Annotated in this window: 12 protein-coding genes and 1 riboswitch; of the genes, 6 read left to right on the forward strand and 6 right to left on the reverse strand. The window is 74.9% G+C overall.

The window, feature by feature from the left end; translation table 11 throughout:
- Positions 1-40: 40 nt before the first annotated feature.
- The 3 genes from ABT093_RS06925 to ABT093_RS06935 all read right to left on the reverse strand — a co-directional run bounded on the left by ABT093_RS06925 (position 41) and on the right by ABT093_RS06935 (position 2,930).
- Positions 41-1,453, reverse strand: coding sequence for a sugar porter family MFS transporter (locus ABT093_RS06925; RefSeq protein WP_350561213.1), 1,413 nt, complete (start codon positions 1,451-1,453; stop codon positions 41-43).
- Positions 1,454-1,572: 119 nt separating this feature from the next.
- Positions 1,573-2,235: an FMN-binding negative transcriptional regulator gene (locus tag ABT093_RS06930; protein WP_350561215.1), complete on the reverse strand. Its 663-nt coding sequence runs from the start codon at positions 2,233-2,235 to the stop codon at positions 1,573-1,575.
- Complete coding sequence (locus ABT093_RS06935) at positions 2,229-2,930, reverse strand: pyridoxamine 5'-phosphate oxidase family protein (protein WP_350561217.1); 702 nt, start codon at positions 2,928-2,930, stop codon at positions 2,229-2,231. The genes ABT093_RS06930 and ABT093_RS06935 overlap by 7 nt, the downstream gene beginning before the upstream one ends.
- Before the next feature lie 34 nt (positions 2,931-2,964).
- Here ABT093_RS06935 and ABT093_RS06940 point away from each other — a divergent pair, with 34 nt between their 5' ends.
- Positions 2,965-4,302, forward strand: coding sequence for an aminotransferase class I/II-fold pyridoxal phosphate-dependent enzyme (locus ABT093_RS06940; protein WP_350561219.1), 1,338 nt, complete (start codon positions 2,965-2,967; stop codon positions 4,300-4,302).
- A 151-nt stretch (positions 4,303-4,453) separates the two neighbouring features.
- On the opposite strand, the gene ABT093_RS06945 is transcribed toward ABT093_RS06940, so the two are convergent.
- Positions 4,454-5,812, reverse strand: coding sequence for an NAD(P)/FAD-dependent oxidoreductase (locus ABT093_RS06945; RefSeq protein WP_350561221.1), 1,359 nt, complete (start codon positions 5,810-5,812; stop codon positions 4,454-4,456).
- 192 nt (positions 5,813-6,004) lie between these two features.
- Between ABT093_RS06945 and ABT093_RS06950 the strand changes: the two genes are divergently transcribed.
- The 3 genes from ABT093_RS06950 (at position 6,005) to ABT093_RS06960 (ending at position 7,812) form a co-directional block, all read left to right on the forward strand.
- A complete protein-coding gene (locus ABT093_RS06950) occupies positions 6,005-6,760 on the forward strand; it encodes a HipA family kinase (RefSeq protein WP_350561223.1) in 756 nt (251 codons plus the stop codon).
- Positions 6,761-6,879: 119 nt separating this feature from the next.
- Complete coding sequence (locus ABT093_RS06955) at positions 6,880-7,272, forward strand: DUF3037 domain-containing protein (RefSeq protein WP_350561568.1); 393 nt, start codon at positions 6,880-6,882, stop codon at positions 7,270-7,272.
- Positions 7,273-7,368: 96 nt separating this feature from the next.
- Entirely contained in the window at positions 7,369-7,812 is a 444-nt protein-coding gene (locus ABT093_RS06960) for a MarR family winged helix-turn-helix transcriptional regulator (protein WP_350561225.1), read from the forward strand.
- Here ABT093_RS06960 and ABT093_RS06965 read toward each other — a convergent pair.
- A complete protein-coding gene (locus tag ABT093_RS06965) occupies positions 7,809-10,013 on the reverse strand; it encodes a HelD family protein (protein ID WP_350561227.1) in 2,205 nt (734 codons plus the stop codon). The genes ABT093_RS06960 and ABT093_RS06965 overlap by 4 nt on opposite strands.
- Positions 10,014-10,131: 118 nt before the next feature.
- Between ABT093_RS06965 and purB the strand changes: the two genes are divergently transcribed.
- Positions 10,132-11,562, forward strand: coding sequence for an adenylosuccinate lyase (purB, locus tag ABT093_RS06970; protein ID WP_350561229.1), 1,431 nt, complete (start codon positions 10,132-10,134; stop codon positions 11,560-11,562).
- Between the two features lie 118 nt (positions 11,563-11,680).
- On the opposite strand, the gene ABT093_RS06975 is transcribed toward purB, so the two are convergent.
- Complete coding sequence (locus ABT093_RS06975) at positions 11,681-13,207, reverse strand: MFS transporter (RefSeq protein ID WP_350561231.1); 1,527 nt, start codon at positions 13,205-13,207, stop codon at positions 11,681-11,683.
- Between the two features lie 310 nt (positions 13,208-13,517).
- Positions 13,518-13,685, forward strand: a riboswitch (cyclic di-AMP (ydaO/yuaA leader).
- Between the two features lie 3 nt (positions 13,686-13,688).
- On the opposite strand from ABT093_RS06975, the gene ABT093_RS06980 reads away from it, so the two are divergent.
- Entirely contained in the window at positions 13,689-14,687 is a 999-nt protein-coding gene (locus ABT093_RS06980; RefSeq protein WP_350561233.1) for a M23 family metallopeptidase, read from the forward strand.
- The last annotated feature ends 170 nt before the right edge of the window (positions 14,688-14,857 follow it).

Below are 14,857 nucleotides of genomic sequence, written 5' to 3' on the forward strand. Positions count from 1 at the left end.
GGGCGTGGAACGGCGGGGCCCGGGGGCGCCCGGCGCGGGCTCAGCCCATCTCCTCCAGGGCGCGGCCCTTGGTCTCCTTGATGCAGAAGGCCACGAAGGGGATGGAGAGCAGCGCGAAGACCGCGTAGATGACGTAGGTCGCCGACAGGTTCCAGTCGGCGAGGTCGGGGAAGCTGACGGTGATCGCCCAGTTGGCGATCCACTGGGCGGAGGCGGCGACGGACAGGGCGAGCGCGCGGATCCGGTTCGGGAACATCTCGCCGAGCAGCACCCAGACCACCACGCCCCAGGAGAAGGCGAAGCAGAGCACGAAGACGTGCGCGGCGATCAGCGCCACCACCGCGTGGGTGTTGTCCAGGGTCGCGGCGTCGCCGCTGCCCTCCCGGTAGGAGAAGGCCCAGGCGGCGGTGCCCAGCGCGGCGGCCATGCCGGCCGAGCCGGCCAGCGCGAGCGGCTTGCGGCCGATCCGGTCGACCAGGGCCATCGCGATCACCGTGCCGATCACGTTGATGATCGAGGTGGAGAGGCTGATCAGCAGCGAGTTGGACTCGTTGATGCCCACCGACTGCCACAGGAAGGAGGAGTAGTAGAAGATCACGTTGATGCCGACGAACTGCTGGAACACCGAGGCGCCGATGCCGACCCAGACGATCGGCAGCAGGCCGAACCGGCCGCCCAGCAGGTCCTTGAGCCGCGGCTTGCGGGTGGACTCCAGCACCGCGCGGATCTCCGCCACCCGGGCGTCGAGGTCGACGTCCTCGCCCTCGACCTCCACCAGCACCCGGCGGGCCTGCGCCTCCCGGTGGTCGGCGATCAGGTAGCGCGGCGACTCGGGGATGGCCAGCGCCATCAGGCCGTAGACCAGGGCCGGGATCGCCTCCACGCCGAGCATCCACTGCCAGGCCTGGACGCCCCCGAGGTGGCCGGTGGACTCGCCGCCGGCGGCCTGGTTGAGCGCCCAGTTGGCGAGCTGGGAGACGGTGATGCCGAGCACGATCGCCATCTGCTGGAAGGAGGCCAGCCGGCCCCGGTAGGCGGTCGGGGCGACCTCGGCGATGTAGGTCGGGGCGATCACCGAGGCGATGCCGATCGCCACGCCGCCGACCACCCGCCAGGTGGCCAGCACCTCGATGTTCGGCGGGAACATCGAGCCGATGCCGCTGACCGCGAAGAGGACCGAGGCCAGCAGCATGGTGCGCACCCGGCCCAGGTGGTCGGCCAGCCGCCCGGCCACCACCGCGCCGGCGGCCGAGCCGAGCAGGGCGATGGCCACCACGAAGGCGGTCGTGCCGTTGCCCACCCCGAAGTGCTTCTGGATGCCGGTCACCGCGCCGTTGATCACCGCGCTGTCGTAGCCGAACAGGAAGCCGCCCATCGCGGCGGCGGCGGAGATGAACACGACGTGCCCGAGGTGCGCCTCGCCGGAAGCCGGATGGGTGTGGGTCGTGGACACGCGCGCTCCCCGGGGTCGACGGTCCCGCCCGCTCGGCCGGGAGGGCAGGGTTCGTCTCACATTCGATCAGCGGGAGGGGGCGCGCGTCGCGGTGGCTGGGCCGAACGGGTGACGGTGCGTCAGCTCGGCGTGCGGTTGCCCCGCGCGGACGGCGCGTTGCGTGCCGTCCTGCGGGCGTTGCGGCGCAGCAGCTGGGCGCGGGCACCGGTGTCGAGCGGGCGGGCGCGTTCGGCGAGCCGGTCGGCCAGCGCCAGCTGCTCGGCGGCCGGCTTCTTGTCGTCGTACTTGAACTTGGCGCGCACCTCGCGGACGGTCAGCCGCAGCCCGGTCAGGCCGGGGAGCAGCCGGCCGAGCTCGCCCTCGCCCGGGGCCACCCGGGTGTCCGGGCTCTCCGGCTGGAAGTGGGCCAGCTGGCGGTTGAGGATCTCCGCCTTGCCGGCCGCGTCCTCGACGAGCGCGGCGGTGGCGTGGAACTGCACGGAGCTGTAGAAGCTGGTCGGGGTGCCGGGCGCGCCGCGCCAGTGGCCGGGGGCGAAGGCGTAGTCGTCGGTGACCGCGAGGGTGACCTCCGGGTCCGCCCGGACGGCCGCGAGCAGCGGATTGGGGGCGGCCAGGTGGAGCAGGATCTCGCCGCGGCCGGCGTCCAGCAGGAAGTGGGTGGGCACCAGGACGGGGCCCCGGCCCGGCCCGCCGTTGGCGGCGAGCAGCCCGAAGTCGCGGCCCTCGGCGAGCCAGGCGCGCCACTCGTCCTCGTCGCCGCGGTCCCAGGAGCGGATCAGCATGACGTCTCCGGACGGATGTCGCGCGGGGCGGTGAGGGCGGCGAGGTTCGCGGGCAGCGGCACGGTGGTGGAGGCGTCCGGCACCGGCGTGCCGTAGCCGGTGGTGACCGGGACGACGCCGGCCCAGTGCGGCAGGGCGAGGTCCTCGGGGTCGTCCTCGGCGAGGTCGGCCCGGGTCTTGGCGGAGACCTCGTCCAGCTCCAGGCGGAGCACCGCGGTGGCGGCGAGCTCCTTGGCGTTGGCCGGGCGGACCTCGCCGGAGCGGCCGGGGACCACCTGGTCGACCAGCGCGTCCAGCGCGACCGCCAGCTCCTCGGGGTCGGTGACCTGGTGGGCGGTGCCGTGGGCGACCACCGAGCGGAAGTTGACCGAGTGGTTGAACGCCGACTTGGTGAGCACCAGGGCGTCGACCAGGGTGACGGTGACGCAGACCGGCAGGCCCTGCTCGCCCCTGGCCGAGCGCAGCGGGCGGCTGCCGGTGGAGCCGTGCACGTAGAGGCGGCCGCCGACCCGGGCGTGGATGGTGGGCAGGACGACCGGCGCCCCGTCGGCGACGAAGCCGAGGTGGCAGAGGTAGGTGGCGTCCAGGATCGCGTGGATCACCTCGCGCTCCCAGGTGGCGCGGTCCTTGTAGCGGGTGGGGGTGGTGCGCGGGGTCCGGGCGTAGGACGGGTCGGCGTCCGGCGTGGTCGACATGACAACCTCTATGTACTAGTGCATACTCTGTTTTGTGCTAGGAGACTATCGGATCACCGGACGGCGTGCCAGCGATATCGCGGCCGAGGTCGAGCGGGGCGTCAGCGACGGCCGACTCGCACCCGGGACGCCGCTGCCGCCGCTGCGCGACCTCGCCGCCGAACTCGGCGTCAACCCCAACACGGTGGCCGCCGCCTACCGGCTGCTCCGTGACCGCGGGGTGATCGAGACCGCCGGCCGCAAGGGCAGCCGGATCCGCCCCCGCCCGGCCCACACCCCGCGCGACCAGATCCGCCTGCCCGTCCCGGCGCACGCCCGCGACCTCTCCGACGGCAACCCCGACCCGGCCCTGCTGCCGGACCTCACCGCCGCCCTCGCGGCCGCCGCCGAGGCCGCCCGCCGCAGCCCGGTCCGCTACGGCGACCCGGCCGCCGACCCCGGGCTGCTCGCCCTGGCCGGCGCGGCCTTCGCCGCCGACGGTCTGCCGTCCGGACCGCTCGCCGTCGCCTCCGGCTCGCTGGACACCATCGAGCGGATCCTGGTCACCCGGCTGCGCCCCGGCGACGCCGTCGCCGTCGAGGACCCGGGCTGGGGCAGCCTGCTCGACCTGCTGCCGGCGCTCGGGCTGCGCGCCGTGCCGGTCCCGCTCGACGACGCCGGCCCGCTGCCCGGGGCGCTCGCCGGGGCGCTGGAGGCCGGCGCGCGGGCGGTGGTCGTCACCAGCCGGGCGCAGAACCCGACCGGCGCGGCGCTCACCGCCGGGCGGGCCGCCGAGCTGCGCGCGGTGCTGGCCGCCCACCCGGACGTGCTGCTGATCGAGGACGACCACGGCCACGGCATCGTCGACCTGCCCTACCACCCGCTGGCGGGGGCGGGCTCGGCGCACTGGGCGGTGGTGCGCTCGGCGGCCAAGGCGTACGGGCCGGACCTGCGGCTGTCGGTCGCGGTCGGGGACGCGGACACCGTCGGCCGGGTGCTCGGGCGCCAGCGGCTGGGGGCCGGCTGGGTCAGCCACCTGCTCCAGCACACGGTGGCCGAGCTGTGGCGCGCCGACGCCGCGCCGGTGGGCCGGGTGGCCGCCGCCTACCGGGAGCGCCGGGAGGCGCTGATCGGCACGCTGGCCGAGCGGGGGATCGCGGCGCACGGGGCGAGCGGGGTGAACGTCTGGGTGCCGGTGCCGGACGAGGCCGTCGCGCTCGCCGCGCTGGTCCAGCGGGGCTGGGTCGCGGCGCCCGGCGCGCGCTACCGGCTGCAGTCGCCGCCCGGGCTGCGGATCACCGTCGCCCGGCTCGATCCGGCGGACGCCGGGCGGCTGGCCGGGGACCTGGCGGCGGTGCTGGGCGTGGAGGGCGCGCCGTCCCGGCTGGTCTGATCCCGTCCGGCCTCAAGGGTGGCGCAACACCGCGGGCCAGGACGCGGGCGGGATGTGCCCGACCGCGGGGGAGCCCGGCGCAAGCGGCCCGGCAAGAGCCCCTCCTCCCGTGCGCGACGGGAGGAGGGGCGGGCACCGCCGCCGGAGCCGGTCAGCCCTTGGCGAGCAGCGCCTGGGCGTGCTCCCTGACCTGGTCCTTCGACAGGTAGGCGTCGGTGTACTCGAAGTCCCGCAGCCGGGCGGGCTGGCGGGCGAGGAAGCCGGTGCGCACGAAGTCGTCGCCGGCGGTCGCGTTGAGCAGCCAGTTGGCGCCGACCCGGAACTTCGCGGCGTTGGTGCGCATCGCCATCAGGTGGTAGCCGCGGGCCACCAGCTGGGCCGGCACGCCGCGCAGCTCCACCCCGACCGGCTTGGAGACGGCGTCCTTGCCGCCGAGGTCCACGACCAGGCCCAGGTCCTTGTGGTAGTACGGCTCCAGCGGCTGGTTGCGCAGCGCGGCGATCACGTTCCTGGCCACCGCGCGGCCCTGGCGGGCCGAGTGCTGGGCGGTCGGCGGGCAGACCGCGCCGTCGCCCTTGGCGAGGTCCGGTACGGCGGCGGCGTCGCCGAGCGCGAAGACGCCCTCGAACTGCGGCACCCGCATCTCCGCCGTCACCGCGAGCCGTCCGCGCACCGTCTCGGCGTCCAGGGTGGCGATCAGCGGGCTCGCCGCGACGCCGGCCGTCCAGATCAGCGTCCGGCAGGGCAGCACCCGGCCGTCGGTGAACTTGACCGACTCGGCGCCGACCTCGGCCACCGAGACGCCCAGCGACACCTCGATGCCGCGCTCGCGCAGCACCTCCAGGGCGGCGGTGCCCAGCGCGTCGCCCAGCTCGGGCATCAGCTTGGGCGCGATGTCGATGAGGTGCCACTTGATCTGCCGGGCGTCCAGCCGCGGGTAGCGGTGGGCGGCCGCCGTGGTGAGCCGCTGCAGGCAGGCGGCGGTCTCGGTGCCGGCGTAGCCGCCGCCGACCACCACGAACTGCAGCCGGGACTCGCGCTCCTTCTGGTCCTGGCTGGCCGAGGCGAGGTCGAGCTGGGCGATCACGTGGTCGCGGACGTAGGCCGCCTCGGCGAGCGTCTTCATGCCGCGCGCGTAGTCGGTCAGGCCGGGGATGTCGAAGGTGCGGGTGACGCTGCCGGGGGCCAGCACCAGGTAGTCGTACTTCTGCGCCACCACCTCGTCGGTGATCTTGCGGACCACGCAGACCTTGGAGACCGGGTCCACGCCGATCGCGCCGCCGGGGACGATGTGGGTGCGGCGCAGCGAGCGGCGCAGCGAGACGGCCACCGACTGGGGCGTCAGCACGCCGGCCGCCACGTGCGGCAGCAGCGGCAGGTAGAGCTGGTAGCTGAAGGGGGTGACCAGGGAGATCTCCGCCTCCGCGGGGGAGAGCTTGCGCTCCAGGCGGCGCGCGCACTCCAGTCCGGCGAAGCCGCCGCCCACGATCAGGATCCGGGCTCGTTCCATCGTGCGTCCCTCACAGTTACAGGTCGTTACCTCACGGCGCAGCCGTCGTGCTGCGGGTCGTGGCCGTCGGGTGCCCCGATTACTGTCCGCCACACTCGCACGGAGCAGCCGGGGCTGCCACCGGGACGACCCGGGCGGGCGAGTGCGCCGAGCGACACCCGCCCCGTGCATATGCCCGATAGGCTGTCCGCCGTGCTCCCCGAGGTGACGGCGGTCCGCTATGTGACGCCACTGCGAGAAGGCGGCTCGATGCCGGGCCTGGTCGAGGCCGACGACCGGCGGCTGTACGCGCTGAAGTGGGTCGGCGCGGCCCAGGGCCGCAAGGCGCTGGTCGCGGAGGTGCTGGCCGGTGAGCTCGGCCGGCGGCTCGGCCTGCCGGTGCCCGAGCTGGTGACCGTCGACCTGGACCCGGTGCTGGCCCGCAGCGAGCCGGATCCGCAGATCCAGGACCAGATGCGCGCCAGCGGCGGGCTCAACCTGGGCATGGCCTTCGTCAGCGGAGCGCTCAACTTCGACCCGGTCTGCTTCGAGGTGGACGCCGGGCTGGCCGGGCAGGTGCTCTGGTTCGACGCGCTGATCGGCAACGTCGACCGGTCCTGGCGCAACCCCAACCTGCTGGTCGCCACCGGTGGCCTGCGGCTGATCGACCACGGCGCGAGCCTGATCTTCCACCACCACTGGGCGGGCGCCGACGGCTGGACCCGCCGCCCGTACGACGCCTCCGACCACGCGCTGCTGGGCGCCGAGCCGGACCTGCTCGCGGCCGACAAGGCGCTCGCCCCGTTGGCGGAGGGCGCGATCGAGGAGGCCGTGGCGCTGATCCCGGACGTCTGGCTGGCGGACGAGCCCGGGTTCGACTCGCCCGGGGCGGTGCGCGAGGCCTACCGCGCCCGGTTGACCGCGCGACTGGCCGGTCCGCGCGACTGGCTGCCGGAGGTGTCCGCATGACCGAGTCCGGCTTCGAGGAGTTCGGCCTGTCCGAGTCCCGCCTGTCCGGGTCCCGTCTGTCCTGGTCGGCGGACTCCGGGCCGGCCGAGCTCCGGGCGGGCGAAGCGGCGCGCTCGGCGCTGCCGCTCCGGGCCGAGCTGCACGAGTACGAGTACGCGGTGATCCGGGCGGTGCCCCGGGTGGAGCGCGGCGAGTGCGTCAACGTGGGCGTGCTGCTGTACTGCCGGCAGAGCTCGCACCTGGCCGCGCGGACCCATCTGGACCAGGCGCGGCTGCTGGCGCTGGACCCGGTCGCCGACGTGTCCGCGGTGCGGCGGGCGCTGCACGGGATCGAGGCGGTCTGCGCGGGCGGCCCGCAGGCCGGACCGGCCGCGGCGGACGGTCCGGGGCAGCGGTTCCGCTGGCTCACCGCCCCGCGCAGCGCGGTGGTGCAGCCGGGGCCGGTGCACACCGGGCTGACCGCCGATCCGGAGACGGAGCTGCGGCGCCTGTTCGACCAGCTGGTGCTCTGAGCGGGCCCGGTTCCCGGGGGCAGGCGGTTTGGTCACCGGACCTTTGCCGTGCTCAAATCTTGAGTTGCTGAAGCAGTCGGTCGTAGGCTGACCTCCATGGGTTCGACGACGACCACGACCGCACCGACCAACGCCCAGCTGATGGAGGCACTGGCCGCCGTCGGTGGTGCCTACTTCCAGGACTTCGCGGCCGCCGCGGCCCGGCACGGTCTCTCCTCCTCGCAGGCCAAGGCGCTCGGCGCCGTCCAGGAGCCGGTGCCGATGCGCGCGCTGGCCGGGCGGCTCGGCTGCGACGCCTCCAACGTGACCGGGATCGTCGACCGGCTGGAGGCGCTCGGACTGGCCCGCCGGGAGGCCTCGGCGGGGGACCGGCGGGTCAAGATCGTGGTCATCAGTGAGCAGGGCCGGGAGATCCTGGCGCGGATCCGCGGCGAGATGAGCCGCACCCACCAGGCCTTCGAGATCCTCAGCGGCGAGCAGCGCGCGGCGCTGCACTCGATCTGCCTCCAGGTCCTCCCGGTGCTCAGCGGGCGCTCCTAGCCGCTCAGGGCCGCCAGGGCCGCCGTGAGGGCGGGCGGCAGCGGGGTGTGGTGGAGCAGGGTGAGGCGCCGGGTCGCGCGGGTCAGGGCGACGTAGAGGTCCGGCGCGCCCTGGGCGAGCAGTGCGGCCGGGTCGACCAGCACGACCGCGTCGAACTCCAGGCCCTTGGCCTCGCGGACGGTCAGCGCCCCGAGGGCGGCGGCGCCGGCGTCCGGGGCGATCACCCCCAGGGTGCCGGTGCCGGTGGGCAGCGCGGCCAGCGCGGCGGCGTAGTCGCCGTCCGGAACGGCGACGGCGCCCGGGCGCTCGGGGGTCTCCCGGACGGCCTCGGGCGGTTCCTGGCCGGGGGCGTGGGCACGGAGCACGGCCGCCGCCGGCGCCATGATCGCGGCCGGTGTGCGGTAGTTGACGGTGAGCCGCTCCTCGCGCCAGCGGCCCGGCAGTTCGCGGTCCAGCAGCTCGCCCCAGGACGACCGGGCGCCGGCCGGCGAGGCGGTCTGGGCGAGGTCGCCGACGATGGTCAGCGAGCGGGTCGGCACCCGGCGCAGCACGGCCCGCCAGGCCATCGCGGACAGCTCCTGCGCCTCGTCGACCACCACGTGCCCGTACGCCCAGGTGCGGTCCTCGGCGGCGCGCTCGGCGGTGGTGCGCTCCGGGCCGGAGTCGCGGAAGCGCTCGGCGAGCAGTCCGGCGTCCAGGGTGGCGTCGCCCCGCTGGCCGGTGACGGTGAGCACGCCCTCGGCGTAGGCCCGTTCCTCGTCCAGGGCCCGGTCGGCGGCGCGGGAGCGGGCCCGGGCCAGGGCGCCGTCCTCGCCGAGGAGCTCGGCCGCCTCGTCGAGCAGCGGGACGTCCCCGGTGGTCCACGGCGCTCCGGGCGGGCGCAGGACGGCGGCGCGTTCGGCGGGGGAGAGGCCGGGGGCCGCGGCGGCCAGCAGCGCGGAGTCGGAGAGCAGCCGGTCGAGCAGCCGGCCGGGCGTCAGGAGCGGCCACAGGGCGTCGAGTCCGGCGCGGACCTCGGGCTGCGACCAGAGCTCGCGCGGGGCGTAGCGGGCCTCCTCCTCGTCGTACGGGCGGCCGAGGGAGAGCGCCTGGGCCACCGCCAGGGCGTCGAGCAGGGTGCGCAGGAGGAAGCCGCGGGCCCGGTTGTGCGGCAGGCGCAGGCCGCGCGCGGCCGCCCGGGCCTCGGCGCAGACCCGGCGGGGCAGCCGCAGGTGCTCGCCGAGGAGCAGGTCGCCCTCCGGCAGCCGCTGGTGGGCCGCGACGGCGCGCCGGAGCACCTCGGCCATCCACGGTCCGCCCTTGACCACTGCGGCGGCGGGTGCGTCCTCGGCGGTGGCGCGGACGCCGGGGAACAGTTCGCCGACGGTGCGCAGCACCACCTCGGTCTCGCCGAGCGCGGGCAGCACCTGGTCGATGTAGCGCAGGAACGCCGGGTTGGGCCCGATCACCAGGACGCCGCGCCGCTCCAGCACCGCGCGGTGGGTGTACAGCAGATAGGCGGCGCGGTGCAGCGCGGTGACCGTCTTCCCGGTGCCGGGGCCGCCCTGGACGACCAGGGCGCCGGGCAGCGGGGCGCGGATCACCCGGTCCTGCTCGGCCTGGATGGTGGCGACCACCGTGGCCATCCGGCCGGTGCGCTCGCGGTCGAGGGCGGCCAGCAGCGCCGCCTCGCCGACCAGGCCGCGCCGGCCGCGCTCGTCCAGGGCGCCGAGGTCGAGCGCCTCGTCGTCCAGCCCGGTGAGGGTGCGGCCGCGGCTGTGCAGGTGGCGGCGGCGGACCAGTTCGCCCGGGTCGGCCGGGGTGGCGGTGTAGAACGGGCGGGCGGCGGGGGCACGCCAGTCGACGAGGACCGGCTCGTAGGTCCCGGCCGCTTCGTCGGTGAGGCCGATCCGGCCGAGGTAGTGGACGGTGCCGTCACGGTGGTCGAGGCGGCCGAAGCAGAGGCCGCGTTCGACGGCCTCCAGCCGGGCGGAGCGGCGGGCGGCCTCGGCGGCGCGCACCTCGCGCTCCAGCCGGGCCTGGTGCGTGCCGCCCGGGCCGGCCTCGTGACCGGCCGCCGCGAGGGTGCGGCGGGCGCGATCGCGGGCGGCGTCCAGGTGGGCGTACAGGCCGGTCAGGCGGGCCTGTTCGGTGCGCAGCGCCTCGGCGAGGCGGTCGTCCGTTCCGGCCGGTCCGGAGGGAACCGCTGGAGATCCGTTCATGGGTGTGGTATCCTTGCGGTGAGGAGTTTGTGCAGTCCTTGTTGACAACTGCTCAAGTGTCCCAGCCTACCCGAGCCCGGGCCGTTCCGGCTGACCTCGGCTGTTAGGCTTGCGAAGCGTGAGCGCGAAGCCCCAGATCCCCAATGTCCTGGCCTCCCGGTACGCCTCGGCGACCCTGGCCCAGCTCTGGTCCCCCGAGCACAAGGTGGTCCTTGAGCGCCACCTCTGGCTCGCCGTCCTGAAGGCCCAGCAGGACCTCGGTGTCGAGGTGCCCGCCACCGCCGTCGCCGACTACGAGCGGGTGATCGACCAGGTCGACCTCGCCTCCATCGCCGCCCGCGAGCGGGTCACCCGGCACGACGTCAAGGCCCGGATCGAGGAGTTCAGCGAACTCGCCGGCCACGAGCAGATCCACAAGGGCATGACCTCCCGGGATCTGACCGAGAACGTCGAGCAGTTGCAGATCCGGCAGTCGCTGGAGCACGTGCGCGACCGCACCGTCGCCGTGCTGGTCCGCCTGGGCCGGATCTCCGCCGAGCACGCCGAGCTGGTCATGGCCGGCCGCTCGCACAACGTGGCCGCGCAGGCCACCACCCTGGGCAAGCGCTTCGCGTCGATCGCCGACGAGCTGCTGGTCGCCTTCCGCCGCCTGGAGGAGCTGATCGCCCGCTACCCGCTGCGCGGGATCAAGGGCCCGGTCGGCACCGCCCAGGACATGCTGGACCTGCTCGGCGGCGACACCGACAAGCTCGCCGAGCTGGAGCGCCGGGTCGCCGCGCACCTCGGCTTCGACAACGTGCTCACCAGCGTCGGCCAGGTCTACCCGCGCTCGCTGGACTTCGAGGTGCTGACCGCCCTCGTCCAGCTGGCGGCCGCGCCGTCCAGCCTGGCCAAGACCATCCGTCTGATGGCCGGCCACGAGCTGGTGACCGAGGGCTTCAAGGAGGGCCAGGTCGGCTCCTCGGCGATGCCGCACAAGATGAACACCCGCTCCTGCGAGCGGGTCAACGGCCTGGCCGTGATCCTGCGCGGCTACGCGTCGATGACCGGCGAGCTGGCCGGCGACCAGTGGAACGAGGGCGACGTCTCCTGCTCGGTGGTCCGCCGGGTCGCGCTGCCGGACGCCTTCTTCGCCTTCGACGGCCTGCTGGAGACCTTCCTGACCGTCCTCGACGAGTTCGGTGCCTTCCCGGCCGTGATCGAGGCCGAGCTGGACCGCTACCTGCCGTTCCTGGCCACCACCAAGGTGCTGATGGGCGCGGTTCGGGCGGGCGTCGGCCGGGAGACCGGGCACGAGGTCATCAAGGAGCACGCCGTCGCCTCCGCGCTCGCGATGCGGGCCGGCGCCCGGGAGAACGAGCTGCTGGACCGGCTGGCGAACGACGAGCGGATCCCGCTGGACCGGGCCGCGCTGGACGCGCTGCTGGCCGACCGGCTGTCCTTCACCGGTGCGGCCGGGGCGCAGGTCGCCGAGGTCGTCCGGCAGATCGAGGCCGTCGCGGCCGCGTACCCGGAGGCCGCCAAGTACGCGCCGGGCGACATTCTCTGACGAAGCGCCGTCTGCCCGCCCCGGTTCGGGGCGGGCAGGTGACGCCCCGAACCGGGGGGTGCGCCGGTGCCGAATGGCCGGAGCGCCCCGGGCAGGCGAGTCACCGCCCCGTCGCCGGTCAGGCGGCGGGGCTCTCGCCGTGCTCGGCCCGGGTGGCGGCGGGGTGGCCGGGGTCCAGGGGCGGGGCGTTGGTGGCGCACGCGTAGCGGCAGTCCGGCTCGGCCACCGGGTGCGCGTCCTCCGGGGCCAGGACGTTGCCGTGCACGGTGACCAGCGCGATCAGACCGCCGGCCACGAGCAGCCCGGCGCAGATCAGCATCGCCGTGCGGAAGGCGGAGTCGACCGCGTCGGGGACCCGGTAGGCGTCGCCGCTCAGGCCGGCCAGCGCGGGCAGCGCGGCGACCGCCAAGAGGCCGGCCGCCCGGGCCGCGGCGTTGTTGACGCCGCTGGCGATGCCCGCGTGCCGCACCTCCACCGCCGCCAGCACGGTGGCGGTCAGCGGGGCGACCAGCAGCACCATGCCGCTGCCCATCACCGCGGCGGCGGGCAGCACGTCCGTCCAGTACGAGGCGTCGGGGCCGATCCGCAGCATCAGCAGCACGCCCGCCGCGCAGAGCATCGGGCCGACGGTGAGCGGCAGCCGGGGGCCGATCCGCTTGCCCAGCCGGCCGGCCCGGGCGGACAGCGCCAGCATGATCACGGTGATCGGCACCAGGGCCAGCCCGGAGACCAGCGGGGAGAAGCCGGAGACGATCTGCAACTGGACGACCAGCAGGAAGAAGACGCCGCTGAACGCCGCGTAGACGGCGAGGGTGACCAGGTTCACGGCGGTGAACAGCCGTGAGGAGAAGAGGCCGAGCGGCAGCATCGGCTCCGGGGTGCGGCGCTCGACGGTGATGAAGGCGGCGCCCAGCAGCAGGCCCGCCACGCCGGTGACCCAGACCACGGCGGACAGGCCGTTCCCGGCGGCGGTCAGCGCATAGGTGACCGTGCCCAGCGCCAGGGCGGCCAGCACCGCGCCGAGCACGTCGAAGCGGCCGGTCGCGGACTCGTCCCGGCTCTCCGGCACGTGCCGGGCGGAGACCACCACCACCAGCGCCGCCAGCGGCAGGTTCAGCAGGAAGATCCAGCGCCAGCCGGGCCCGTCCACCAGCCAGCCGCCGAGGAACGGGCCGACCGCCGCCGAGACCCCGCCGAACCCCGACCAGAGGCCGACGGCCGCCGAGCGGTCCTCCGGGTGGAAGACCGCCTGGAGCATCGCCAGCGAGCCGGGGGTGAGCAGCGCCCCGCCGATGCCCTGCACGGCACGCGCCAGGATCAGCACCTCGATGGTGGGCGCGGCGGCGCAGGCCGCGGAGGCGGCGGCGAACCAGACCACGCCGAGCAGGAAGACCCGGCGCCGGCCGTACCGGTCGCCGAGCGCTCCGCCGAGCAGGATCAGGCCCGCCAGGGTGAGCAGATAGGCGTTGAGCGTCCATTGCAGGGCGTCGAGCTGGGCGCCGAGATCGGCGCCGATCCGGGGCAGCGCGACGTTCACGACGGTTCCGTCGAGCATCGCCATGCTGGAGCCGAGCACCGTCGCCAGAAGTACCCAGCGACCCCGCGCGGTGCTCAACCGCAGGGTGCCGGCCTCGGAGGTGGCCACGGCCCATGGTCCGTCCCGCGGGGCCGACGTGACAAGGGTCACCGGGGGTGTGTCGGGGGATCTCCGCTGCGTGAGTGATCGTGTGCGTACCGACTCCGATGTCGGCGCAGGGTCGTGGATCACCTGCGCACTGTGAATGGATTGTGTGCGTACTGTGCATGCCTTTTCGGCGGAGTGTCACGGGGGTGCGGACTTTGGTCCCGGGTCGTGGAGATCGACATTGCTTCACCCGAACGGATGAGTTTTAGTTCAGCGACCGCCCGGCGTCAGCCCGGGTGGCCACCGGGTGGAACGCCTAGTCCTGCCGCTGCCCGGTGGTACGCAACGAACTCTGTACGGCAGGAGCGGGGGACCCACAGGTAAGTCGCCGGACCCGAATTCTTCGCGGACCGGCTTGGGGTGAAGCCGCCTTTCACGCGGCCGGGCAACTCCAGCCCGAACCCGACAGCTCACCTCGCAGGCGTCGGAGAGGACATTTTCCATGCCCGCACAGGCTCGTCGTATCGCCCTGCCCCGCGCCGCCCGGATCGGCATCGCCACCGCCGTCACCGGTGCCGCCTTCGCCCTCCCGCTGGTGACCACCGTCACCGCCCAGGCCCACGAGGTCCCGGCCGCCCCGGCCGCGAAGACCGCTCCGGCCGCGAAGACCGCTCCGGCCGCTCCCGCCGCCCCGGCCGCCCCGGCCGCCGCCCCGGTCGCGGACAGCTACAAGGTCGTCGGTGGGGACACCCTCTCGAAGATCGCCGCCGCGAAGAACGTGGACGGCGGCTGGCAGGCGCTGTACGAGCACAACCGCTCGGTCATCGGCGCCAACCCGAACCTCATCTTCCCGGGCCAGCAGCTCGCGCTCGGCGCCAAGGCCGCCCCGGCCGCCAAGCCGGCCGCGCCCGCCGCCAAGCCGAAGGTCTCGCAGGACGCGGTGAAGCCGGCCGCCCCGAAGCCGGCCGCCCCCGCCACCACCGCCGCCAAGCCGGCCGCCCCGGCCGTCAAGCCTGCCGCCCCGGCCGTCAAGCCCGCCGTCCAGCCCCAGACCGTCGCCGCCCCGGTGGCGACCCCGGTCGTCGCCGCCACCTCCGGCTTCGTCGCCCCGCTGGCCAACCCGAAGCTCGGCACCGCCTACGGCGTGGCCGGCTCGATGTGGGCCTCCGGTCACCACACCGGCGCCGACTTCGTCGCCTCGACCGGGACCCCGCTGCGCGCCATCGCGGCCGGCACCGTGGTGAAGGCCGGCAACGGCGGCGCCTACGGCAACGAGGTCGAGATCAAGCTCGCCGACGGCAAGTACGCCCAGTACGCGCACCTGTCCTCGATCGGCGTCAAGGTCGGCCAGACCGTCACCGTCGGCCAGCAGATCGGCCTCTCCGGCGCGACCGGCAACGTGACCGGCCCGCACCTGCACTTCGAGGTCCGCACCGGCTCGGAGTACGGCTCGGACATCGACCCGATCGCCTACCTGCGGGCGCACGGCGTCTCGATCTGACCCTCGGGCCGGATCGCACCAGCCACCGCTGGGTGCGGGGCGAAACGACTCCTCCGGAATGGTCATGTCGGGTGACCGCTCGACCGGGTGATCGCCGCACCTCCAGTGGACCGACGGGCGCGGGACACGCCCGTCCGGCCGGCCCGGTTCGCGAGACCTCTCGCGGGCCG

This window comes from Kitasatospora sp. NPDC002551 (assembly GCF_040296005.1).
Taxonomy (GTDB): Bacteria; Actinomycetota; Actinomycetes; order Streptomycetales; family Streptomycetaceae; genus Kitasatospora.